This is a genomic window from Variovorax sp. DAIF25, from assembly GCF_050711835.1.
Lineage (GTDB): Bacteria > Pseudomonadota > Gammaproteobacteria > Burkholderiales > Burkholderiaceae_C > Variovorax.
Genome location: NZ_CP136637.1, coordinates 76470 through 99075, shown reverse-complemented (window position 1 = coordinate 99075; position 22606 = coordinate 76470). Strand labels below are relative to the sequence as shown.

Annotated in this window: 26 protein-coding genes; 9 read left to right on the top strand and 17 right to left on the bottom strand. The window is 68.0% G+C overall.

What is annotated here, in order from left to right:
• The first annotated feature begins 6 nt into the window (after positions 1 to 6).
• Entirely contained in the window at positions 7 to 702 is a 696-nt protein-coding gene (locus R0232_RS34645) for a GntR family transcriptional regulator (protein ID WP_057590058.1), read from the top strand.
• Between the two features lie 13 nt (positions 703 to 715).
• On the opposite strand, the gene R0232_RS34640 is transcribed toward R0232_RS34645, so the two are convergent.
• The 8 genes from R0232_RS34640 to R0232_RS34605 are packed head-to-tail and all read right to left on the bottom strand — an operon-like array spanning position 716 to position 8823.
• Positions 716 to 1786 carry a histone deacetylase family protein gene (locus R0232_RS34640; protein WP_431513831.1) on the bottom strand — a complete coding sequence of 357 codons (1071 nt, stop codon included), beginning with the start codon at positions 1784 to 1786 and terminating at the stop codon, positions 716 to 718.
• On the bottom strand, positions 1771 to 2814 hold the full coding sequence (locus R0232_RS34635; protein WP_431513830.1) for an ABC transporter substrate-binding protein: 1044 nt from the start codon (positions 2812 to 2814) through the stop codon (positions 1771 to 1773). The genes R0232_RS34640 and R0232_RS34635 overlap by 16 nt, the downstream gene beginning before the upstream one ends.
• Before the next feature lie 45 nt (positions 2815 to 2859).
• Complete coding sequence (locus R0232_RS34630; RefSeq protein WP_431513829.1) at positions 2860 to 3897, bottom strand: histone deacetylase family protein; 1038 nt, start codon at positions 3895 to 3897, stop codon at positions 2860 to 2862.
• Positions 3898 to 3926: 29 nt separating this feature from the next.
• Entirely contained in the window at positions 3927 to 4679 is a 753-nt protein-coding gene (locus tag R0232_RS34625) for an SDR family NAD(P)-dependent oxidoreductase (RefSeq protein WP_431513828.1), read from the bottom strand.
• Positions 4676 to 5611, bottom strand: a complete 936-nt coding sequence (locus R0232_RS34620) for an aminotransferase class IV (RefSeq protein ID WP_431513827.1) — start codon at positions 5609 to 5611, stop codon at positions 4676 to 4678. Before R0232_RS34620 ends, R0232_RS34625 begins: the two co-directional genes overlap by 4 nt.
• Positions 5608 to 6438, bottom strand: coding sequence for an ABC transporter permease (locus R0232_RS34615; protein ID WP_431513826.1), 831 nt, complete (start codon positions 6436 to 6438; stop codon positions 5608 to 5610). The genes R0232_RS34620 and R0232_RS34615 overlap by 4 nt, the downstream gene beginning before the upstream one ends.
• Positions 6439 to 6457: 19 nt before the next feature.
• On the bottom strand, positions 6458 to 7741 hold the full coding sequence (locus R0232_RS34610) for an ABC transporter permease (protein WP_431513825.1): 1284 nt from the start codon (positions 7739 to 7741) through the stop codon (positions 6458 to 6460).
• A gap of 11 nt (positions 7742 to 7752) precedes the next feature.
• Positions 7753 to 8823, bottom strand: a complete 1071-nt coding sequence (locus R0232_RS34605) for an ABC transporter substrate-binding protein (protein ID WP_431513824.1) — start codon at positions 8821 to 8823, stop codon at positions 7753 to 7755.
• 231 nt (positions 8824 to 9054) lie between these two features.
• On the opposite strand from R0232_RS34605, the gene R0232_RS34600 reads away from it, so the two are divergent.
• Both R0232_RS34600 and R0232_RS34595 read left to right on the top strand, forming a co-directional pair.
• Positions 9055 to 9930, top strand: coding sequence for a transketolase (locus R0232_RS34600; RefSeq protein ID WP_431513823.1), 876 nt, complete (start codon positions 9055 to 9057; stop codon positions 9928 to 9930).
• Between the two features lie 16 nt (positions 9931 to 9946).
• Positions 9947 to 10957, top strand: a complete 1011-nt coding sequence (locus R0232_RS34595; protein ID WP_431513822.1) for a transketolase family protein — start codon at positions 9947 to 9949, stop codon at positions 10955 to 10957.
• Position 10958: 1 nt separating this feature from the next.
• Here the strand turns inward: R0232_RS34595 and R0232_RS34590 are convergent, their stop codons facing one another.
• The 5 genes from R0232_RS34590 to R0232_RS34570 form a co-directional block, all read right to left on the bottom strand.
• Positions 10959 to 11630: an AAA family ATPase gene (locus R0232_RS34590; protein WP_431513821.1), complete on the bottom strand. Its 672-nt coding sequence runs from the start codon at positions 11628 to 11630 to the stop codon at positions 10959 to 10961.
• A complete protein-coding gene (locus R0232_RS34585) occupies positions 11630 to 11977 on the bottom strand; it encodes a type II toxin-antitoxin system prevent-host-death family antitoxin (protein WP_431513820.1) in 348 nt (115 codons plus the stop codon). The genes R0232_RS34590 and R0232_RS34585 overlap by 1 nt, the downstream gene beginning before the upstream one ends.
• A gap of 90 nt (positions 11978 to 12067) precedes the next feature.
• Entirely contained in the window at positions 12068 to 12313 is a 246-nt protein-coding gene (locus tag R0232_RS34580) for a hypothetical protein (protein ID WP_398493553.1), read from the bottom strand.
• Positions 12314 to 12319: 6 nt separating this feature from the next.
• The gene (locus R0232_RS34575) at positions 12320 to 12655 is read right to left on the bottom strand and encodes a hypothetical protein (protein ID WP_093345613.1); all 336 of its coding nucleotides are present in this window, start codon (positions 12653 to 12655) and stop codon (positions 12320 to 12322) included.
• 192 nt (positions 12656 to 12847) lie between these two features.
• Complete coding sequence (locus R0232_RS34570) at positions 12848 to 13261, bottom strand: nuclear transport factor 2 family protein (RefSeq protein WP_431513819.1); 414 nt, start codon at positions 13259 to 13261, stop codon at positions 12848 to 12850.
• A gap of 157 nt (positions 13262 to 13418) precedes the next feature.
• Here R0232_RS34570 and R0232_RS34565 point away from each other — a divergent pair, with 157 nt between their 5' ends.
• Positions 13419 to 13880 (top strand): MarR family winged helix-turn-helix transcriptional regulator, encoded by a 462-nt coding sequence (locus R0232_RS34565; protein WP_431513818.1) that lies wholly within the window; start codon positions 13419 to 13421, stop codon positions 13878 to 13880.
• 18 nt (positions 13881 to 13898) lie between these two features.
• Here R0232_RS34565 and R0232_RS34560 read toward each other — a convergent pair whose 3' ends face one another.
• Complete coding sequence (locus R0232_RS34560) at positions 13899 to 14504, bottom strand: hypothetical protein (protein ID WP_431513817.1); 606 nt, start codon at positions 14502 to 14504, stop codon at positions 13899 to 13901.
• A gap of 327 nt (positions 14505 to 14831) precedes the next feature.
• On the opposite strand from R0232_RS34560, the gene R0232_RS34555 reads away from it, so the two are divergent.
• On the top strand, positions 14832 to 15854 hold the full coding sequence (locus R0232_RS34555) for a tyrosine-type recombinase/integrase (protein ID WP_431513816.1): 1023 nt from the start codon (positions 14832 to 14834) through the stop codon (positions 15852 to 15854).
• Between the two features lie 9 nt (positions 15855 to 15863).
• Here R0232_RS34555 and R0232_RS34550 read toward each other — a convergent pair whose 3' ends face one another.
• Positions 15864 to 16847 carry a helix-turn-helix domain-containing protein gene (locus R0232_RS34550; RefSeq protein ID WP_431513815.1) on the bottom strand — a complete coding sequence of 328 codons (984 nt, stop codon included), beginning with the start codon at positions 16845 to 16847 and terminating at the stop codon, positions 15864 to 15866.
• A 190-nt stretch (positions 16848 to 17037) separates the two neighbouring features.
• On the opposite strand from R0232_RS34550, the gene R0232_RS34545 reads away from it, so the two are divergent.
• From R0232_RS34545 to R0232_RS34530, 4 genes are all read left to right on the top strand, one after another.
• Positions 17038 to 18015 (top strand): Bug family tripartite tricarboxylate transporter substrate binding protein, encoded by a 978-nt coding sequence (locus tag R0232_RS34545; protein WP_431513814.1) that lies wholly within the window; start codon positions 17038 to 17040, stop codon positions 18013 to 18015.
• A gap of 46 nt (positions 18016 to 18061) precedes the next feature.
• Positions 18062 to 18628, top strand: coding sequence for an NADPH-dependent FMN reductase (locus tag R0232_RS34540; protein WP_431513813.1), 567 nt, complete (start codon positions 18062 to 18064; stop codon positions 18626 to 18628).
• A gap of 163 nt (positions 18629 to 18791) precedes the next feature.
• Positions 18792 to 20249 carry a catalase gene (locus R0232_RS34535; protein WP_398493541.1) on the top strand — a complete coding sequence of 486 codons (1458 nt, stop codon included), beginning with the start codon at positions 18792 to 18794 and terminating at the stop codon, positions 20247 to 20249.
• Positions 20250 to 20336: 87 nt separating this feature from the next.
• A complete protein-coding gene (locus tag R0232_RS34530) occupies positions 20337 to 20807 on the top strand; it encodes a helix-turn-helix domain-containing protein (protein WP_431513812.1) in 471 nt (156 codons plus the stop codon).
• A gap of 233 nt (positions 20808 to 21040) precedes the next feature.
• Here the strand turns inward: R0232_RS34530 and R0232_RS34525 are convergent, their stop codons facing one another.
• Together R0232_RS34525 and R0232_RS34520 are read right to left on the bottom strand one after the other, a co-directional pair.
• Complete coding sequence (locus R0232_RS34525; protein ID WP_431513811.1) at positions 21041 to 21373, bottom strand: hypothetical protein; 333 nt, start codon at positions 21371 to 21373, stop codon at positions 21041 to 21043.
• A 611-nt stretch (positions 21374 to 21984) separates the two neighbouring features.
• Positions 21985 to 22533: a hypothetical protein gene (locus R0232_RS34520; RefSeq protein ID WP_431513810.1), complete on the bottom strand. Its 549-nt coding sequence runs from the start codon at positions 22531 to 22533 to the stop codon at positions 21985 to 21987.
• Positions 22534 to 22606: the final 73 nt, after the last annotated feature.

The window sequence follows — 22606 nt, the reverse complement described above, 5'->3', positions numbered from 1 at the left end:
GAACCCGTGAAACCCAAGATCAAACCCATCGACAAGACCAACCTCGCCGCGCGCGTGTACTCGGAGATGCGCGAATCGCTGATTGCCGGGCGCTTCATGCCCAGCGACCGGATCCGCATCAGCGAGGCGGCGCAGATGTTCGGCACCAGCGACACGCCGGTGCGCGAGGCGCTGCTGCGGCTGGTCAGCGAGCATGCGCTCGAGATGGAGACGGCCAAGCAGATCATCGTGCCGCCGCTGAGCCTGGAGCGCTACATCGAGATCCGCACGGTGCGCGTGGCGCTCGAGAGCGCGGCGGTCGAGCAGGCCGCGCTCAAGGTCAGCGACAAGGACGTGGCGGAGCTGGTGCGGATCAACAAGAAATTTGCGCAGGCCGAGGCGGCGCACCATCCCGAGAACCAGCTGCGCTACAACCGCGAGTTCCATTTCGGCGTCTATGAGCATTGCGGCCTGCCGCGGCTCTTGTCGATGATCGAGAACATGTGGGCCTCGATGGGCCCGATCCTGCGCGCCTTCTACGAGAAGTCCGACGGTTCGTACGACCAGGGCTACGGCCAGCACGATGCGCTGCTCGACGCGCTCGCGCGCCGCGACCCGGCCGCCGCCGTGACGGCCATCCGGGCCGACCTGATGTCGGCCGGGCCGAGCATCGAGCGCTTCCTCAAGGAATACGAGCAGAGCCTCGAGGCCGCCGAGGCCTGATCGGCCCGCGCGCTCAGCGCCAGGCGTCGAGGAACGCCACCAGCGACGCCCCGACCACCGCGGGGTTGTAGCCACCTTCCTGCACCAGCACCGTCGGCAGCCCCAGCGATGCCACCTGCCGGCCCATGCCGGCGAAGCCCGCCTCGGTGAGCCGCAGTCCCGCAGCCGGGTCCGACACATGGGCATCGAGGCCCAGCGACACCACCAGCGCCTCGGGCGCGAAGCGGTCGATGCGCTCGAGCGCGGCCGAGAGCTGCAGCAGGTAGTCGGCGTCGCCCGTGCCCGCGGGCAGCGGCAGGTTCAAGGTGAAGCCCTCGCCCTCCCCTTCGCCGCGCTCGTCGGCATGGCCCGCGAAGAACGGGTGGTAGTCGACAGGATCGCGATGCAGCGAGACGAAGAGCACGTCGGCGCGGCGCCAGAAGATGTCCTGCGTGCCGTTGCCGTGGTGCACGTCGAGGTCGAGCACCGCGACGCGCGCGAAGCGCTGGCGCAGATGCTCGGCGGCGATCGCGGCATTGTTGAGGTAGGTGCCGCCGCCGGCCATGTCGGCATAGGCATGGTGGCCGGGCGGCCGGCACAGCGCATAGGCGCAGCGCGCGCCGCGCAGCACACGCTCGGCGGCCTCGACGGCCAGGTCCGCGGCGGCGCGCGCGGCCTCCCAGGTCGTGGGCCCGATCGGGGCCAACTGGTCGTGGAAGTGGAAGGCCGCGCGGCCCTCGACCGAACGCGGATAGCCGCCGCCGTGGCGCCGCATCGCGAACACGTTGGCATGCACCTCGGCCGAGGCACCCGGCAGCGCCAACCACTCGGCATGCGCGGTGGCGAGAAAGTCGAGGTAGCGCGCATCGTGCACGCGCGCCAGCGGCGCCAGGCCGTGCGAGACCGTGCCGTCCTGCACCGCGAAGCCCGCCTCGCCGAGCGCGGCGCGCATCGCGTCGACGCGCTCGGGCGCGTCGCGCGAGGTGCGCCATCCGCCGCGCGCGCCCAGCAGCCCAGGGCGGTGCAGCGCATGAAGCGGCGTGTGCAGGATCTGCAACCCGCTGGCGTTACCTGCCATCGCCGTGCCGTTCAGTTCGACACCCACTTCGCGAAGCGCTGCTGCAGCTCGTCGAGATGGTCGGCCCAGAAGGCGGTGTTCTGCAGCAGCGGCTGGTCGATGTTCTGCGGCGCGTTGGGCAGCTTGTCGAGCACGGCCTTCGAGAGCAGGGCCTGCGCCTTCGGGTTGGCCGGTCCGTAGGGAATGGTCTCGGCGAACAGCTTCTGCTGCGCCGGCGCGCTCATGTAGTCGATCAGCGCGAGCGCCTTGGCCTTGTTCGGGCTGCCCTTCACCACCACCCAGTCGGTCGGCCCGTAGACCTGGTTCTTCCACACCATCGCGAGCGAACGGCCTTCCTTGTTCGCGGCATCGATGCGGCCGTTGTAGGCCGAGGCCATCACCACCGCGCCCGAGGCCAGCCATTCGATCGGCTGGGCGCCGGCCTCCCACCATTGCACGTCCTTCTTGATCTGGTCGAGCTTGGCGAAGGCGCGGTCCTGGCCGGCCTTGGTCGCCAGCAGCTTGTAGACCTCGGCGGCCGGCACGCCGTCGGCCATCAGCGCGATCTCGAGCGTCTGCTTGGCCTGCTTGCGCAGCGCGCGCTTGCCGGGCCAGCGCTTGGTGTCCCAGAAATCGGCCCACGATTTCGGGCCGTCGGGCAGGCGCTTGCTGTCGTAGCTGAGCACCTTGGCCCACAGCATGGCCGGCACGCCGCAGGGGTTCATCAACTCCCTGGGCAGGTCGCGCGTGGCGGGCGCCGCGTTGGCCCAGTCGATCTTCTCGAGCAGGCCCGAGTCGCAGCCGACCACCACGTCCTCCTCGTCCATCTGCACCAGGTCCCAGATCACGTTGCCCGACTCGACCATGGCCTTGACCTTGGTGAGGCCGACCACGTTGCTGTCCTCCACCAGCTTCTCGGACTTCGCGGCGGCATAGGGTTGCCAGTAGGCCTTGCGGAAGGACTCCTGCAGCGCGCCGCCGACGCTCACGACGGTGAGGTCGCGCGCCTGGGTCCACGGGGCGGCGAAGGCCAGGCCGGCCAGGACGAGGCCGCGCAGGGAAAGCGAAAGGTTCATGGGAACTCCGGGAGAAAGGAACGGGAAGGAAAAAAGGAACGGGGTTCAGGCGCGCAGCCCGCCCGTGAAGCCGTCGAGGAAGTGCACCAGGTTGGCGCCGATGTGGTCGCAGTCGTAGCCGCCCTCCTGCACCATCACGCTCGGCATGCCGAGCCGGCCCAGGCGCTCGCCGATGCGGCGGAAGCCCTCGGTCGTCACCTTCAGGCCCTTGAACGGGTCGTGCTCGTGCGCGTCGAGGCCCAGCGAGATCACCAGCGCGTCGGGGCTGTAGGCCGCGAGGCGGCGGCAGGCATGCTCGAGCGCCACCAGGTAGGCGTCGTCGCCGGTCTCGGCCGGCAGCGGCAGGTTCAGGTTGTAGCCCAGGCCCGCGCCGGCGCCGCGCTCCTGCGCATAGCCGCAGAAGTAAGGGTGGTAGTTCGTCGGGTCGCGGTGCAGCGAGACGAAATAGACGTCGGAGCGCTCGTAGAAGATGCCCTGCGTGCCGTTGCCGTGGTGCACGTCGATGTCGATCACGGCCACGCGGCGGCCATGGCGGCGCAGCAGCTGCGCGGCGATCGCGGCATTGTTGAGATAGCAGACGCCGCCGCCGCGCTCGCGGTAGGCGTGGTGGCCGGGCGGCCGGCAGATCGCATAGGCCGCCTTGGCACCCTGCAGCACGCGCTGCGCGGCATCGGCCGCGAGGTTGGCGGAGGCGAAGGCCGCGGCGGCCGTGCCCGGGCCGATCGGCGAGGCCAGGTCCTGCATGTGGTAGCCGGCCTGGCCGACCACGCGCTCGGGATAGCCGTGCCGCAGGCCCGGCACCGCGAACACGTTGGGCACGATCTCGGGCGCGGCGCCCGGGATCTCGGACCAGCGACGGTGGCCGTCCTGCAGAAAGCACAGGTAGTCGGGCGTGTGCACGTCGGCGACCGGGCCCAGGCCATGCTCGTCGGCGGCCACGAGTTCGCAGCCGGCCTGCACGGCCGCGTCGCGCAGCTGCTCCGCGCGGTCGATCCGCTCCTGCGCGGGCGTGAAGCGGCCGGTGACGAAGAAGAACGAGGGCTCGTGCTCGCGGTGAATGGGGGTGTAGAGGACGGGAAGCATGGGTGTCTCGCTATCGAAGGAAGAAGCGTTCAGGCGCGCGGTGCGCCGGGCAGCGGCGGCGTGCGGTAGCCGGCGGTTTCGCCGCCGTCGACCGTGAGCACCGCGCCGTTGATGAAGCTGGCCTGCGCCGAGAGCAGCCAGCAGACCGTGTCGGCCACCTCGCCGGCCTCGCCGAGCCGGCCGGCGGGAATGCGCCGCGTGAGCGCGGCCAGGCGGTCGGCGTCGGCGATCACGCGCGCCATCATCCGCGTGGCGATCTGGCCCGGGCACACCGCGTTGAAGCGCACGCGCTCGCCGAACTCCAGCGCCAGCGCCTGCGTGAGCGCGATCACGCCACCCTTCGAGGCGCAGTAGGCCGCGAGCCCCTCCTCGCCGACCTTGCCGGCGATCGAGGCCACGTTGACGACCGCGCCGCGCTGCGACTTCTGCAGGGCCGGCAGCGCCTTCTGGCTGAACAGGAACACCGAGCGCAGGTTGACCGCCATCAGCCGGTCCCAGTCGTCGACGCCCAGCTCGAGGAAGGCGCTGCGCGAACCGGCGCCCGCGTTGTTGACCAGCCCGTCGATGACGCCGCCGCCCAGCGCCTCGGCGCGCGCGACGACCTCGGCGATGGCCGCGGGATCGGACGCGTCGGCGGCCGCGAAGTGGGCGCCGGTGTGCTGCGCCAGTGCCTCGCCGGCCGCGGTGTCGCGGCCGGTGAACAGCACCTGCTCGCCATGGCCGGCCAGTTGGGCCACGATGGCCGCGCCGATGCCGTGGGTGCCTCCGGTGACGACGATCATGCGAGCTCCTTGCCGCCGCGCGCGGCGGCCACGTTCTCGTAGGGCACGGGGGTGTTGCGCGGGTCGTCCGCCGCGCGCTGCCAGTACATGCGCTGCAGCTGCTGCGTCAGCGGGCCGACCTCGCCGTGGCCCACGCTGGCCTCGTCGAGCCGGGTCACGGGCATCACGCCGCCGGCGGTGCTGGTGATGAAGATCTCGTCGGCCTCGCGCAGCCGCTGCACGGGGATGTCGGCCAGTTCGCAGCCGATGCCGAGTTGGCGCGCGAGCTCGATCACGGTGCGCCGCGTCATGCCCTCGAACACGTTGCGCCGCGGCGTGAACAGCGCACCGTCCTTGGCGCCGAAGATGTTGAAGCCCGCGCCCTCGGTCACGTTGCCGTGCGCATCGGGCAGCGCCGCGACCAGCGCGCCGCGGTCGTAGGCCTCGAAGATGCCCATGGTCAGGTCGAGCCAGTGGAAGTTCTTCACGCGCGTGTCGATCGCCGCGCTCGCGATGCGCTGCACCTGGCTGATCACCATCGCGAGCCCCGTGCGTTGTTGCGCCGGCGTGCCGATCCAGACGAAGGGCTGCGAGAAGGCATAGAAGCGGTTCTGGCATTCGCGCGGATCGCGCGAGCCCGGCGGCGGCACGCCGCGCGTGCAGGTCATCTGCACATAGGCGTCGCGCAGGCCGCTGAGCGCCACGCATTGCTCGAGGATGTGGCGCATCTCCTTCTTGCTGATCGGCAGGCTCATGCGCAGCTCGCCCATCGACCACAGGAAGCGGTCGATGTGGTCGTCGAGCCGGAAGAAGCGGCCCTGCCAGACGTGGGCCACGTCGTAGGTGGCGTCGGAGCGCACGAAGCCGCGGTCGACGAGGGGAATGCGGGCGTCGCGCAGCGCGACGTACTGGCCGTCGACGTGGGCGACGCCGGCGGAGAAGTCTGGGGTCATGAGGAGCTTCCGGGGTCCTGGGGGCGTTGAACAGGGGCCGCGCGCTGGCTCAGCCAGGCCGACAGCGTGAGCGCCACCGCCGCGACGACCATCAGGAAGGTCGACATGGCGATGATCGAGGGGTCGATGGTGTCGCGGATGCCGTCGAACATCTGGCGCGGCAGCGTGCGCTGGCCGGGACCGCCGATGAAGATGGCGACCACGACCTCGTCGAACGAGGTGATGAACGCGAACAGCGCGCCCGAGACGATGCCCGACATGACGATCGGCACCACCACCGTGAAGAAGGCGCGCACGGGCGAGGCGCCCAGGCTGTAGGCAGCGCGCAGCAGGCCCATGTCGAACTGCTGCAGCGTGGCCGTGACCGTGATGACGACGAAGGGCGTCGACAGCACAGCGTGCGCGATCACCAGTCCCGGCAGCGAGGCCGTGAGCCCGATGCGCGAGAACAGGAAGTACATGCCCAGGCCGGTGATCACGGGCGGCACGATCATCGGCGCCATCAGGAAGCCGAGCAGCGTGCGCCGCGCCGGCAGGTTGCGCCGCGCGAAGGCGAAGGCCGCGAGCGTGCCGAGCACGGTGGCGATCAGGGTCGAGCACACGCCGACCACGAGGCTGTTGCGCAGCGAATCGAGCCAGGGGCCGGGCGAGAACACGCGCTGGTACCACTGGGTCGAGAAGCCCGGCAGCGGGTAGGACAGGAAGGAGCCGGCGCTCAGCGAGATCGGCGTCATCGCGAGCAGCGGCAGCAGCAGGAAGCACACCATCAGCGCGCCGTACAGGTAGTGCACGGCGCCGGCGGCGCGGGCGAATTGGCGGTGGGTCATGCGAAGGGGTTCCCGTCTTTCACTTGATGCCAGCAAGCTGCTTCACGCCGAGCGTGGAAGCCGCCACCAGGTACACCGCCATCACGCAGGCCAGCAGCATCAGGCCGAGCGCCGAGGCCATGCCCCAGTTGACGGTGTTGTTGGCGTAGAAGGCGACGAAGTAGCCGAGCATCTGCTCGCGCGCGCTGCCGACCAGCGAGGGCGTGATGTAGTAGCCGGCGGCCACGATGAAGGTCAGCAGGCCGCCGGCCGCCACGCCCGGCAGGCTCAGCGGCAGGTAGACGTGCAGGAAACCGCGCACCGGGTGCGCGCCGAGCGAGGACGAGGCGCGCATCAGGTGCGGCGGAATGCCCTTGAGGCTGTTGTAGATCGGCAGCACGGCGAAGGGCAGCAGGATGTGCACCATCACGATGTAGAGGCCGGTGGCATTGAAGATCAGCGCGAGCGGCTGGTTCACGGCACCGATGGCCTGCAGCAGCGCATTGACCAGCCCGTTCTCCTGCAGCACCACGATCCAGGCCGTGGTGCGCGCGAGCAGCGAGGTCCAGAAGGGCAGCAGCACCGCGAGCATGATCGCGAAGGCGATCGGCCTGGGCGCCTTCACCAGCAGCGCCGCGAGCGGATAGCCGAGCAGCAGGCAGGCCAGCGTGACCGCGCCCGCGATCGACAGGGTGCGCCAGAGGATGTCGAGGTAGATGCGCTGGTCGGGCTCGGCGCGCACGATGTGGCCCTCGTCGTTCTCCGCCATGTCGAGCGCGGCCAGCAGGTAGCGCCCGGTGTAGGGCGTGGCGGCGCGGCGCAGCGCGCTCCAGTAGGCGGCCTCGCCCCAGCGCGGGTCGACCTCGAGCAGCCAGGCCCTGGCATCGGGAGCGGCGGGCGCGTCGGTGCCGGCGCGGCGCGCGGTCTTCATCACGAGCGTGCGGTAGCCGCTGATCTCGTAGTTCATGCGGCGGCCGAGCTCGCCGATGGCGCGCGTGCCCTGGGCCTGCGCCATGTCGGCGGCCAGCGCGGCGAAGGCGGGGTCGCCGGGCAGCGAAGCGGCAGCGGGCTGCCAGTCGGCCAGGACCTGCGCGGTGCGCGGCAGCGCCTCGCGCACCTCGGGGTTGTCGACGGCGCGGTGGATCATCATCGCCAGCGGCAGCAGGAAGAAGACGGCGCCGTAGAGCAGCAGCGGCGCGACCAGCAGCAGCGACACCAGCCGCTGGCGCCGGCCCGCGCGGTGGGTCGAGCGCCTGAGGGCCGCGCCGGTGCCGGCCGGCAGGGCTGGGACGGCGAGCGAGACGGCGGAGGAACCGGTGGACATCGTCGCGGGCCTCAACGTTGCGACACCCAGCGCGTGAAGCGCTGCAGCAGCTCTTCCTCGTGGTCGACCCAGAAGGCGGTGTCGAGCAGCAGCGCGTTGCGCAGGTTCTGCGGCGAGGTGGGCAGCAGCGGGCGCAGCGCCTCGGGCATCGCGGCGGCGGCGCGGGTGTTGGTCACGCCGTAGGGAATGGCCTGCGCGAAGGCGACCTGGCGCTGCGCGTCGAACATCGAATCGAGCAGCGCGTAGGCCTGCTGGCGGTGCGGGCTGCCCTTCACGATGGTCCAGTAGTCCATGCTGTAGAGCTGGCCGTCCCAGCTGAAGCGGAACTGCTTGCCCTGCTGGTTGGCAGAAGCGATGCGCCCGCTGTAGGCGGCGGTGGCGGCCAGCGTGCCGCTGTCGAGCCATTCGAGCGGCTGCGCGCCCGATTCCCACCAGACGATGGAAGGCCGCAACTGCTCGAGCTTGGCGAAGGCGCGGTCCTGGCCGGCCTTGGTGGCGAGCACCTTGTAGACATCGGCGGCGGGCACGCCGTCCGCGAGCAGCGCGATCTCCAGCGTCATGCGCGGCTGCTTGCGCAGGCCGCGCTTGCCGGGCCAGCGCCGGGTGTCCCAGAACTCGGCCCAGGTGCGCGGCCCGTTGTCGCCGAACTTGCGGCCGTCGTAGGCCAGCACTTTCGACCAGACGAAGGCGCCCACGCCGCACCTGGCGAAGGCCGCGGGGTTGATGTCCTGCGCCTTCGCGAACTGCTTGCGGTCGATGGGCTCGAGCAGGCCCTGCTCGCAGGCCGAGGCCATCTCGTTCTCGTCCATCTGCACCAGGTCCCAGGTCACGTTGCCGGTCTCGACCATGGCCTTCTGCCGCGCGTAGCCGCCGGGGTAGCTGTCCTCGACCAGCGCGATGCCGCCCTGCTTCCTGAACGGCTCGAAGTAGGCGCTGCGAAATGCTTCCTGCAAGGCGCCGCCGAAGCCGACGACCGTGAGATCGGCCGCCATCGACGCGGTGGCGGCAGCGGCCAGCGCGAGGAGCGCGGCGAGTTTGGAAATGCCTGCGCGACAGCGGGAACGCGCGGATACGACTGTCATGGACGACCTTCTGGACAGTGGGGAGGAAATCGGACTTTGCAGGTCCCGATCGGTGATGTAGGATATATCCTATATGTTGATTTCGAGCGAGACAAGTCTTTTTTCGCTCGATCCGTTGATGGAAAACCCGATGGAGGACGCAGGCCCGGCACGACGCTCCCGAACCCCACGCACGCCCGCGCGCATGCCCATGCGCGCGAGCTCCTTTCACCCTCTAGCCACGCAACCGATATGCCATTCCCGTCCGAATCACCGCCCGCCCCGTCCGCCCTGTCCGCGGAAGAGCTCCACCGCCTGCGCGAGAAGGCCCGCTTCATCCGCCTCGAAACGATCCGGCTGATCGAGATCGCCAAGGTCGGCCACTACAGCTCGGTGTTCTCCGCCGCCGAGCTGTTCGCCTCGCTCTACTACGACGTGATGGACATCCGCGCCAACGAGCCCCGCTGGCCCGATCGCGACCGTTTCCTCATGGGCAAGGGCCATGCGGCGGTGGGCCTGTTCCCGATCCTCGCGGAGTACGGCTACATCGACCGCGCCACGCTCGACGGCTACACCCGCCTGGGCAATCCGCTGGGCGACCACCCCGACATGCGCAAGGTGCCGGGCATCGACTTCAGCTCGGGCTCGATCGGCCATGCGCTGTCGGCCGGTGCCGGCATGGCCTTCGGCGGGCGCATCGCGAAGCGCGGCTTCGACACCTTCGTGATGCTCGGCGACGGCGAGATGCAGGAGGGCCAGGTCTGGGAGGCGGCGATGTTCGCGGCCCACTACCGGCTCTCGAAGCTCATCGCCATCGTCGACCGCAACGGCTTCCAGCTCGACGGCCGCGTCGACGACGTGATCGGCATCGAGGGCCTGGCCGACAAGTGGCGCGCCTTCGGCTGGGAGACGCACGAGATCGACGGCCACGACCTCTCGGCCCTCACGCAGCTGCTGCGCCGCCTCAAGCAGGACGCGCGGCGCGAGCGGCCGGCCTGCGTGATCGCCCACACGGTGAAGGGCAAGGGCGTGTCGTACATGGAGACCGAGCCCGGCTGGCACCTGGGCTACCTGTCGCCCGACGACGCCGCGCGCGCGATCGAAGAAATCATGCAAACCGAAATCTGACCACGAGGCCCACCCGATGTCCCAACCCCTCTCCCCCGAAAGCTGGCAGTACCGCTCGCTCAACGCCACCACGCCCGGATTGAGCATGCTGTCGGACGCCCTGATCGAACTGGCCGAGGCCGGCCATCCGGTCGTGGCCGGCTCGGCCGACCTGCAGTATTCGAACGGCCTCAACAAGTTCGCGGCCGCCTTTCCCGAGCGCTACATCCAGTTCGGCATCTCGGAACAGAACATGGTGTCGGCCGCGGCCGGCCTCGCGACCACCGGCCAGATGCCGTTCGTGGCGACCTTCGCCTCCTTTCTCGGCCTGCTGTGCTGCGAGCAGATCCGCATGGACGTGGCCTACAGCGCGCTGCCGGTGCGGCTGATCGGCCACCACACGGGCATCTCGCTCGGCTTCTACGGCACCTCGCACCATGCGACCGAGGACATCGGCACGATGCGCTCGATCGCCGGGCTCACGATCATTTCTCCCGCGGACGGCCACCAGCTGAAGGCCGCGATCAAGGCCTCGGTCGACTGGCCCGAGCCGATCTATTTCCGGATCGGGCGCGGCCGCGATCCGGAGATCTACGCGGACGGCATCGACTTCCGCATCGGCAAGGCGATCGCGCACGGCCAGGGCACCGATCTCACGATCATGGCCTGCGGCATGCCGGTCTACTCCGCGCTCGAGGCGGCCAAGGCGCTGCGCGCAGAGGGGCTGTCGGTCGGCGTGCTCGACATGGCCACGGTGAAGCCGCTGGACCGCGCGGCGGTGCTCGAGGCGGCCGGCCGATCGAAGCTGCTGATGACGGTGGAAGAGCACAACGTGCTCGGCGGCCTCGGCGCCGCGGTGGCGGAGGTGCTGTCGGATGTCGGCGGGTCGGTGCGGCTCGTGCGCCACGGCATCCACGACGAGTACAGCCTGATCGCGCCGCCCACGCACCTGTACCGCCACTACCTGCTGGATGCCGAGGGCGTGGCCCATGTCGCGCGGCGCGCGATCGCGGGCGAGACGGTTCGGCCCGGCGCGGTGCCTGCCTGAATCAGGCCGTGCTGTCCGGCGATCGCGCCTGCTCGATCGCCGCCTGCACGATGGCTCGTGCCCACGCGGGCGTGGCGGCGAGTGCTGCGGCGTCCTCGGGCGCCGGGTGCGTGACCCGGCCACCGATGGCTTCGAGCACCAGCAGGGGATCGTCGATCTCCTCGCCCGGCGCGGCCTCGGCGCTGTTGTCGAACACCTGCAGCCGCGCGAGATGCGGCAGCAGCCGGATCAGGTTGGCACGCGAGGCGGTCCAGCGCTCGCGGATCTTCGCTTCGGGGATGTCGTGGCCGCCGCGCAGCACGCGGGCGCGCACGCGGCGCAGATGCAGCTCGGGCGAGGCCAGGCCGCAGAAGATCATCGAAACGTCGTGGCTGCGCGCGGCGCGGGCCAGCAGGTCGGGGATGGTGCGGGCGCCGAGCGTGGTCTCGAAGGCGAAGTTGCGGCCGCCGTCGATGGCGGCCTCGAGCCGCGCACGCCCATGCTCCCAGGCGCGGCCGTTGGCATCGGCGATGTCGATGCCGAGCGCGGCCACCAGCTCGCGCGCGAAACGGTCGGGGTTGTACCAGTCGAGGCCGTGCCCGGCCAGCATCGCGCCGCCGACCGAGCTCTTGCCGGCGCCATTGACGCCGGCCAGCACGAAGATGAACGGCCGCCGTGCCGCGGCAGCGCCCATCAGAAGCTTTCGCCGGCCCGCGGACGCCGGCGCTGCTTGCCGCGCGCCTCGAACAGGCCGTCGAGCCTGGCGGCGCTGTCCTCCTGCTGCAGCACCGCGAGCCGCGCATCGAAGCGCGCGCCGAGCTCCTCGAGCACGTTGGCCTCGCGCGAGCGCAGGGCCTGCAGGTCGGTGGTCAGCTGTTCGTAGGTGGCTGCGTCGAGCAGCACCATCTCGACATTGGCATGGTTGGTGATCGCCACGCTGCCCGACTGGCGCACCTGGCGCACGACCTCGCCCCAGCGGTTCTTGACCTGCGAGGCGTTCTGACGCGGCAGTTGATCGAGCGGGGGCCAGAGGGCAGCCATGGACTTCTCCGAGGGAGGAATCTGGCCATTCTAGCCCTATTGGCTATTTTTGACCGACGGGGCTGTTTTCCGCTCCGGGTCGGCTGCCGATCAGTTCTGCGACGACGCCTCCCTGGTCTTGCCGAGACCGCGCAGGTTCATGGCGGCCAGGCACACCTGGAGCGCGATCAGCGCCCAGGCGCTCGAATACACGCCCCAGATGCCCCACAGCACATTGCTCGCGAGAAATACCCAGAACCCCGTGTTGCGCCTGCCCTTCGCATTCGATGCCACCAGCCAGGCGGCGCCGACCGAGGCGACGAAGGCGGGCCATTGCAGCCAGGAGATCCAGTCCATGGGGGCTCAGTTCGCGGAGGGCGGCGGCTGGCCCGTGGCCGCCGAGCGGCTCTCGATCCACGCCAGGCACTGCTCGCGCAACAGGTCGATCGATGCCAGCGCATTGCGTTGCGGCTCGAAGATCGGCAGCTCGCAATGCCGTTCGCCCTGGCGATGGATCTGCGCGGTGCCCGAGAAGGTGGCGCGCGCGGGCACCGGCGCGAGGCTGTAGTGGAATTCCCATCCCTGGTGCTGCTCGGAATGCGAGAGCGTGTCGCGGCCGATGCCGCTCGATGCGGGCGTCTTCGGCTGCTTCCGGAGAAAGAACGGATGGAGGGACGGTGGCAGAGGCATCGAGGACATGTCGCGTGACGCAGAAGCAGGCGTGGCTGGAATCGGGTCCCGGTGTCACCCGGGTCTGCCGACGAGCGTAGTCAGCGGCCTTCGCCGCGCCTGTCGGAAGAGATGCCGACACGCGCAAGACGGCTGCTCACCGACCGACCGATGCGACTCGCTAAAGCCGGGACTGGTTCCGCTGCGAATGCCTCTTCCCGTTCAGCGACCGGCCTCGGGCTCGCGCAGGTTCCACATCTCGAACACCTGCTCGCGCGCGATCCGTCCGTCGCGCATCTCGAAGTGGTGAACGAGGCGCAGCGCCACGCGCGAGCCGATGGCCACCGGCGCGTTGACCATGCCCGGTCCGACGAGGCGCAGGTGGACGAGCATGTCGTCGACCACCCGGTGCTCGGTGGCGAAACGGTCGAGCGGCGTGATCTCCACCTCCGCCATCGACGGCCACATCGCGAGGTAGTTGGCACGCACGGCGTCGCGGCCGACGAAGCGCAGGCCGCGGCCCGGGACCTCGAGCACGATGTCGTCGGTGTAGAGGTCGAGGATGGAGTCGACATCGCGGGCCTCCCCCTGGATATGGCGGTCCACCACCGCCAGGTTGTGTTCGATCGTTTGCAAGCCAAAGCTCCTGATGCAGGTGACGCCTCTGCCGGGGCGCCGTTGAAAGACAGAATGTCTGCCAATTATTGACAAAGGCCCTGTCTTTTTCATCGGCCATTGGCCATAGGCGGGATCGCAGATGGACAGGTGGACTGTCGTTCGGGATACTCGCGCGATGCAACAGGAAAAGCCCTTCACCGACACCCACCAGACCCTGGGTGCCTTGCTGCGCATGCCCTACGAGCGCATGTCCGGGTGGCTCTATGCGGAGCTCCGGGAAAGCGGCTTCGACGACATCCGGCCGGCCTTCAGCGCGGTGTTGCGCAACCTGGGGCCCGGCAGTTCGCGCGTGAGCGAGCTCGCGGCGCGCGCCGGCATGACCAAGCAGAGCATGAGCTACCTCGTCGAACAGATGCAGGGCTGCGGCCTCGTCACGGTCACGCCCGATGCACAGGACCGCCGGGCCAACACGGTGCAGCTCACCGCGCGCGGCGAGAAGGCGGTGCTGACCGGGATCGTGCTGTCGAAGAGCTACGAGGAGCGGCTGGCCGGACTGCTCGGCGAACGCAAGATCGCTCAGCTGCGCTCGATCCTCGAGGAGCTGGCCGCCAAGCTCGAGACGACCGACACGCGCTGAAGGCGCCGAGGCATCGGCTCAGGTCGCAATGCGCTCGTGCGGACCCTGTGCGTTCAGTGCCACCCAATCGGCCGAGCGGATCCCGGGTCTGTAGATGCTGGCTCCCCGTTTGGCCATCAGGCCCGCGAAGTCCGCCTGGGCCCTGCCCTGCTGCAGCAATGCGACGGCCTCCGAACGTTCGTAGTGGTGCACTGGTATCACGTTGAGCAAGGGCGTTCCGAGCAGACGCGCGAGCCTTTGCTTGCGCTGCGACAAGGGCTCGCTGGTGAGATCGATGCCCTGCACCATCAGCAGGTCGAAGACGAAATAGAACACCGGCCTGGCGCCGCGATACCACCCGCGCCGCTTGGCACGTTCGCTGAGCCCTTCGCGGTCGCAACGGCCTCTATCGTCGAGCACGCAAGCCACGCCATCGAGGATGCAGGGGCCTTCCTTCAACTGGGCCAGGCTCTCCACCACCTCGGGAAACCAGCCCGTGGCGTCCGAGCCGTCACGCGTCTGCAATTGCACCTTGCCCGATCGCGTGGGCGTGCGTGTCTGCGCCAGCAGGCGACAGCCGCTCAGTCGCTGCTCGAAGATCCAGCCCGACTCGCTCAGATCGATGGTGCGCGAGTCGGCCAGCATGGGTGAGAGGGCATTCAGGCTCAGCATGCGCTGGAACTTGCCGCGTCCCCACGAGATGGCCTGTCGGAGGGCATCTCGGCGGCCTCGGGCGATTCTTGAAAACGGCTGCCCGACAAGTTGCCAACGGAAAACGGTGGAGCGACGGGTCGAGTTGCAACAGGTCGGCTAACTAGAGTCGAAAAGATGTCTCTTTCAGGCCTCGGTCAGCAGCGGGATCATGGCCCTATAAATAAACTAACGGCTTACTCTTAACACGAGCCCCTTTTAAGTCTCCGCCGAAACAAACACCCGTCATCAACAACAAACCCAGGCCGTTAGCGTATTTCCATGTTCACGCCTTCCCTCTTCGATACCGACCCCGTCGGCAGCCCGCATGAAACGGCTTTCCAGGAATGGCTCGCGGCCCGCAGCGCCGCCGGCACCCTGCGAGAGGCCTCGTCGATGGCCGTCTACCGCGACATGTGGAACGGCTTCACCTCGTGGTGCCTGGGCCAGTCCCCGCGGGTGACACTGGAGTCCCTGTCACCCGCCGACCTCGACGCCTTCAAGGCCGCCCGCTACGGCATCAAGAGCAGCGACCTGTCGCTCTCGCCGCGCCATGCGTTGCGGCTGGTGCGGTTGATCGACCACGTGCTGCGCCATCGCTGCGCCATGCACGACCTGCCCCCGAGCACGGCGGCCGCCGACTGGCTGCTGGCCCATCCCGAGATCCGCTATGCCGAAGCGGCCAGTGCTGACCCGCCGCCCGAGTTCCTGTCGGCGTCCGAGGCCAAGCATCTGATCCTGTTTCTCTCCAGTGCCCGCCCGCGCCCCGGTGCCTCGTCGGAAGGACGCGGCCAACCGCTGACATGGCAGCAGTTGCGCAACCACGCGGCCGTCGGCTTGCAGCTCGGTGCCGGCCTCGCGCCAGGCGACGTGCGCGCGCTGGCCATCGACGCCCCCACCGCCGCAGGTGGCCGCGTGGCCGACCGCCCCTGGAAGATCGCCGTGCCCGGCAACGGCAACCTGCCGCCGCGCGAAACGCCGATCGCGCCCTGGGCCGCCGAGTTGCTCAAGCACTGGCTGCAGGTCCGCGCCGAACTGGGTATTCCTGGCGAACACCTCTTTCCCTCGACGCGCACGGGCAAGCCCTGGGGCAAGGAATCGCACTACCGCTGCGCCCGCGAACTGCTCACGCAGGCAGGGCTCGACAGTGCCGAGGGCGGTTCGTTCCGGCTACGCCACACCTTCGCGCTGCGCCAGCTTCGCCGCGGCACGTCGGTGGAACAGGTCGCGCGCTGGCTCGGCCTCGAGGTCGAGGCGATGAACAAGTACACGCGGGTGCTGATTGCCCCGGCCGACGTGGTCTGAGCCGTCGCGTCAGTGCCCGCCGTGCTCCGAGCGCGCGGCCTGCCGGGCCGCCTGCGGGCTCAGCCCGAAGTGGCGCTTGAAGGCGGTGCTGAAGTTCGCGGCATGGCCATAGCCCACGTCGAGCGCGATCTCGGTCACGCTCTGGCGCCCCTGTTCCAGCAGCACCCTGGCGCGTGCCAGCCGCGCCTTGGCCACGTACTCGAACAGCGAACTGCCATAGGCTTGCCGAAAGCCACGCGCGAGGCGGCTCTCGCTGAGCCCGAAACGGCGCGCCAGGCCACGCACATCGAAGACCTCGCCCAGATGCGCGTCGATATGGTCCTTGAGCGGCGCCAGCCGCTCGCGTGCCGCGGCCGTGGCGCCATCGACGGGCGCATCGCCGAAGCCGCGCGTCAGAAAGCCATGCAGCAGCTCGAAGGCCTTGGCCTCGGCATAGAGCCCTCTGAAGCGGTCGCCCGATCCATCGTCGAGCAGCGCATCGGCGATCTCATGCTGCGCCGTGCTCAGCGGAAAGCGCAGCAGCTCGAAGCGATCGGGCCGCGCCTGCATGAAGGCGCCGAAAGGCCCGTCCAGCGGCAGCTCGAGCAGGCCCAGTTCCTCCGACAGGAAATCGCGTGAGCAGCACAGCGTGACCGAGCGCTCGCGCACCTCGCTCGCGAAGAACTCCTCCTTGGCCGCACCGGGCGGCTGCAGCAGGGTGCTCACGCTCATCGCGCTCACCGTCTGCGCGCCCGTGCTGCCGGGCTGGCCGACCCGGCTCTCGCCCTCGAGCCGGAAATGCAGCTTGATGAAGTCGCCGCTGCGGTAGACCTCGCGGCTTTCTTCCAGGTGCGTGACATGGCCCAGCGACAGATAGAAGCCGGGCCGGAAGCACAGGAACTCGCGCCGGCCGCGCGCCGCGCCGGTCGGCGTCACCGTCAGTCCCTGGGTGCGGCCCCAGCGGCGGGTCGACGCGAGGCGATAGGCGGAAGGCAGGCTGAACGGCGTGTCCATCGCTTGGGTCCGTGGGCGGGTTCGAAGAGGCGCCGAGGATACTCCCGCGCCCGAGTTTTCCTGCAGGCGGAACAAAGCTTTCCGCCGGGGGCGCTTCATTGCGCTCGATGGAACACCTAGATTCGCTGGCACTGCGCGCACCCCGCGCTTCAACCAGCCGGCACCCAAGTCCGGCCTACCGGAGACAACCATGCCGACCGCGATCCGCCCCTTCTTCCAACGCACCGCCTGGACGCTGGCCCTCTGCCTCACCGTCGCCGCCAGCGCTCAAGCCCAGGACAAGTACCCGAGCAAGCCGATCCGCGTGGTGGTGCCGTTCCCCGCCGGCACCGCGCCCGACGTGATGGCGCGCTACTGGGGCGACCGCGTCTCCAAGCAGCTGCAGCAGCCCGTGGTGATCGACAACCGCGCCGGCGCCTCCACCATCGTCGGCACGCAGGCCGTCACCACCGCGCCCGCCGACGGCTACACCTTGCTCTACACCGCGAGCGGCACGCTCACCATCAATCCCTTCGTCTACAAGAAGCTGCCCTACCAGCCGCAGGACCTGGTGCCGGTGACGCGCATGCTGTCGATCCCGCTGGTGGTCTCGGTGCCAGTGCAGTCGCCCTACAAGACGCTCGCCGACCTCATCAAGGACGCGAAGGCCCGCCCCGGCGAGGTCAGCTATGCCTCGTACGGCGTGGGCACGGTGCCGCACATGTCGATGGCCTACTTCGCCAACAGCGCCGGCCTCGCTCTCAACCACGTGCCCTACCGCGACGGCGGCCTGACCGACGTGCTCGGCGGCCGCGTCAGCACCGCGTTCTCGCCGATCGCCGACGTGCTGCCCTACATCAAGGCCGGCAAGGTGCGGCCGCTGGCCGTGTCGAGCACGCACCGGCTCGAGTCGCTGCCGCAGGTGCCCACCGTGGCCGAGGCCTTCCCGGGCTTCGAGGGCGACTCGTGGCATGGGGTCTTCGCGGTCAAGGGCACGCCGCAACCCATCGTCGACCTGCTCGCCAGCCTGTCGCGCCGCATCGCCGAGTCCGACGAGTACCGGCGCTACCTCGGCGAGTTCGGGCTGATTCCCGTCGGCGGTTCTCCGGCAGACTTCACCCAGCTGGTCGGCACCGAATCGAAGCGCTGGGTCAAGGTCGTCAAGGACAACAACATCTCGCTCGAGTGAGCCCGCTCGCCGCTTTCCCGTTCCCACTGCTCCCGAAGGATTCCGAATGACAACCCGCGACATCGTCGCCCTCTGCGGCAGCCTGCGCGCCGCCTCCGTGAACCGCCACGTGGTCCAGCTCGCGCGCGAGGTCCTGCCCGAAGGGGCCTCCCTCACCCTGCTCGAATGGCGCGAGGTGCCCGTGTTCGATGCCGACGACTACGCGCGCGGCCTGCCGGCATCGGTCGCCGCGCTGCGCGAGCGCATCCGCGCCGCCGATGGCGTGCTGATCGCCACGCCCGAGTACAACTTCAGCATTCCCGGCGGGCTCAAGAACCTCATCGACTGGCTCAGCCGCGGTGAGGACCAGCCCTTCAACGCCAAGCCGGTGGCGATCGTCAGCGCCGCGCCGGGCCCGCTGGGCGGTGCGCGCGTGCAGTACGACCTGCGCAAGGTCATGCTGTTCCTCAACGCCATGCCGCTGGTCAAGCCAGAGGTCTTCATCGGCCACGCGCCCACCAAGTTCGACGCCGAAACCGGCCGCTGCACCGACGACACCACGCTCAAGTTCGTGACCGACCAGATGGCGGCCTTCGTGCGCTGGATCGACGCGGTCGAACGGATGCGCGGCTAGGGCCGGCGATGGCGCGCGGAGGGCCGGGCCGATTGCCTACTCCATTCCGCGCCGCGCCGCATCATTCCATCGTATCCCCCGTCCCCCCACGGAGGTCGTTTGGAAAGGTCATCGGATGCTCGTAGAGTGGACCCGCTTTCAACCCACGACGAGAGGACGCCCCATGAGCAACCCATCCGATCCCCAGAACAAGACACCCCTGACCACCGCCTTCGGCGCGCCCGTGGTCGACAACCAGAACAGCCTCACGGCCGGCCCGCGCGGCCCGCTGCTGATGCAGGACGTCTGGCTGATCGAGAAGCTCGCCAACCTCAACCGCGAGATCATTCCCGAGCGCCGCATGCACGCCAAGGGCTCCGGCGCCTTCGGCACCTTCACCGTCACGCACGACATCACGAAGTACACGCGCGCCAAGCTGTTCAGCGCCGTCGGCAAGAAGACCGAGATGTTCGCGCGCTTCACCACCGTGGCCGGCGAGCGCGGCGCGGCCGATGCCGAGCGCGACATCCGCGGCTTCGCGCTGAAGTTCTACACCGAGGAAGGCAACTGGGACCTGGTGGGCAACAACACGCCCGTGTTCTTCCTGCGCGATCCGCGCAAGTTCCCCGACCTCAACAAGGCGGTGAAGCGCGATCCCAAGACCAACATGCGCAGCGCCACCAACAACTGGGACTTCTGGACCTCGCTGCCCGAGGCGCTGCACCAGGTCACCATCGTGATGAGCGACCGCGGCATTCCTTCCAGCTACCGCCACATGCACGGCTTCGGCTCGCACACCTACAGCTTCGTCAACGCGGCCAACGAGCGCTTCTGGGTCAAGTTCCACTTCAAGACGCAGCAGGGCATCCAGAACCTCACCGACGCCGAGGCCGCCGCGCTCGTCGGCGGCGACCGCGAGAGCCACCAGCGCGACCTGTTCGATTCGATCGGCCGCGGCGACTTCCCCAAGTGGACCCTCTACGTGCAGGTCATGCCCGAGGCCGATGCGGAGAAGGTGCCCTACCACCCCTTCGACCTCACCAAGGTCTGGCCCAAGAAGGACTACCCGCTGATCGAGGTCGGCGTGATGGAGCTCAACCGCAACCCCGAGAACTTCTTCGCCGACGTCGAGCAGAGCGCCTTCGCGCCCAACAACCTCGTGCCCGGCATCAGCGTGTCGCCCGACAAGATGCTGCAGGCGCGCCTGTTCGCGTACTCCGACGCGCAGCGCTACCGCCTCGGCGTCAACCACCACCAGATCCCCGTGAACGCCGCGCGCTGCCCGGTGCACAGCAATCACCGCGACGGCACCATGCGCGTGGACGGCAACTACGGCGGCACCCTGCACTACGAACCCAACAGCTTCGGCCAATGGCAGGAACAACCCGACTACCGCGAGCCGCCGCTCAAGCTGCGCGGCGACGCCGACTTCTGGAATTTCCGCGAGGACGACGCCGACTACTACAAGCAGCCCGGCGACCTGTTCCGCCTGATGAAGCCCGAGCAGCAGCAGGCGCTGTTCGACAACACGGCACGCGCGATGGGCGATGCGCCGGAGTTCATCAAGCGGCGGCACATCGACAACTGCAGCAAGGCCGATCCGGCGTATGGGGCGGGGGTGGCGAAGGCGCTGGGGCTCTGATATCGGCTGGTGCGGGTCGGGCTATAGGCCCGAACCCGTATCTCGTTTCAGACAAATTTCGAATTTTGTCTACGATGAGATACAGATATGCCCGCCGCAGCCCCTCCCATCGCTCCCACGTCCGACCACCGCCTCACCGCGTTCGGCCGGCGCATCCATGAGCGCCGCAAGGCGTTGAAGATCAGCGCCAGCACCGCGGCAGAGGCCGCGGGCATCTCTCGCATGACGCTGGCCCGCATCGAACGCGGCGAGCCCTCGGTCACGATGGGTGCCTACATGAATGCCATCGCGGCGCTGGGGCTCGATGTCGATGTGATCGCATCGACGCAGGCCACCGCTCCCGTGCCCGTCCCCGGCGGCATACGAGTCGCCGACTATCCGCAGTTGCGACGTCTTGGCTGGCAATTGGCGCCCGACACCGAGCTCACGCCCGAGGAGGCTTGGGGCACCTACGAACGCAACTGGCGCCATGTCGATGCATCGGCGCTCGATGCGCGGGAGCGGGCATTGCTGGACGATCTGGCGCGGGTGCTGGGACGAGAGCCTTTTCACGCTTGAACGACCGGGCACTGCCTCGAGCATTCGAACAGGAGATTCTCGTCAATGCGGCATGGAGCCCAAGTTTCCGTTTCCTCTGGAGAGTTTGCCCGGGGCGCCCAAGCGACTTTGGTGAACGTGCCATGCGCCCTGGATGTCTGCTTTCGGCAGAGCTGAACTTCGGTTCGGGCCCAAAGCGGCCACAGATGATTTTCAAAAGCGGACACAGCCACCAATCATTCCAAGGGACTAACTCAGTCTGAAGACCACCACATTTCCAGCGCGAAGTAGCGATTATCTGAGTTGCGGGCCATGTAGATGTTGCCGGTCATGTCGGTTCCCCCATCGTCGAAGACCCACAGAAACTCATCTACCTGCAGGTCATCCTTCAGCGCCTGCAAAAGCTCACTGGCGGCGCCGATTGACGCTGCCGACACCGACGCTTGAAAGTTGTTCAGCCCGCCAAGAGCGCCTTGAAGCCAAGCCCCAAGTTGCTCCAAATCCATGGCGCCGGCCTGTGGTTCTCGGCGGGAGTCCTTGAACCGAAAATGAGCTTGATTCGCAGCCTCTAAAAAGGTCCAAAGCATGCCTCCCTCTGGGTATGCAGCATGCGACTTTGCGCAGAGCTCATCGAGCAGCTTGAGGGTGTGCGTAGATAGCATTTAAGGAACGAGCGAAGGTCCGCATATAGCCGAAGCCTGGCACACGAGCAAAGCATGAAGCAGCCCGCCCACCTACATCCAATACATCACTTCGCATTGACCAGTCTGATCATTCACCAAAACGACGGTAGGGTGGTCACGAGGTGGGGTCGTTCGAACCCGAGCAGACGGCCCAGCATACGAAAACTCAACGTAGTAGGTTCCACTGGCATCCTCCCTATTCCGTGAAGGATGGTGCTTTATCGAAGCAAACACGCCGCAACGATATCGTTGGCGCTTGTCGGCGATAAAGGTCTCAGCGTATTCGGTGGCTTCCTCGGGAGAAATCATTGTGAGGGGAAGGTTCGCACGAAAGTCTGGTTTTGGCGGCGGATTCAACCGGACATGCTAGCAAGGACTGCTGCGGACCCCATACGAGACGGTAGGCTGTTCCCCAAAGCGGCCATAGTTTTGAGCAGCAAGCGGTCTTTCGAAGGGTCGCTATCGCGCTAGATTTGCCACCGGTGCCGCGAGCTCGTCACCGCACACAAAAATGCTTACTTGTTCGCCTCCAACGCAGTTCTGAGCATCTCGGCCCTCCTATTCGGCCCGTAAGCAGCGTATTGATATAGATGTGTCACTGTGTCGTTCGGCAACGTAATGCTGACTTTGAAAATGGCACCCCAAAAATCGCCGCTATTGAAATCGGCGAGTAGCGGGCCGGCAAGAGGTACGGCTCTTGAAGACTTCGCCCAAACCTGGCCTTCGAGACTCGGACTTACATCGTCGACCAAGAGGCGAACCGGAGAAGCCGTCACGTCTTCGACAACGATTCTTTGGGGCTGAACATCTCTCCGCAAGAAAACGGCGAAATGCCACCGAAGCGACATTTCCGAGCCGCGCATCCCTGCAGGCCCCAGAACCATATCCACGCCGCGCATAACCGCATCTGCAGACTCAACGGCCGTCACCTTCCGAGTGACCGGGTCGACATTGACAACAACTACCGTCCCGTCGGCGGCTTTAATCTCCGCAGAACGCGTCTGAGCCGTGGCACATCCGATGAAGCCGAATGCCGCAAGCAGCACAAGAAGTTTTTTCACCATGAATGAAGTTCCTGAGCGAGTTCTTGTGGAGGATGAACAAGGAGGAGCGCAGTTGACGATATGACGCGAATCT